The 217-nt window shown below is 54.8% G+C and carries 1 pseudogene; it reads right to left on the reverse strand.

Going from position 1 to position 217, the window contains the following annotated elements:
• A pseudogene (locus HJY11_RS14310) lies at nucleotides 1–217 on the reverse strand (V-type ATP synthase subunit I); the annotation flags it as partial.

Consider the following 217-nt stretch of genomic DNA (forward strand, 5'->3'; position numbering starts at 1 on the left):
GGAAGCGATAACTCCTGTCGCAAGGCCAAGGGCCAGAAGACGGGAATAGGACAGCACGTCGCTCAGCCAGCCTGTAATATTGTACAGATCGTATGCTCCCAGTGCTATTCTAAGAGCCGGGTTCTTGCTGGAACGTCCCGACATCAGCAATAGGCCGACGGCACCGATAATTGCGAACGCTTTGGCCAGCATATTGACGGCCGGCGGGAAATTGATC

The organism is Bittarella massiliensis (ex Durand et al. 2017) (assembly GCF_017566145.1).
In the GTDB taxonomy this organism is placed as follows: domain Bacteria; phylum Bacillota; class Clostridia; order Oscillospirales; family Ruminococcaceae; genus Bittarella; species Bittarella massiliensis_A.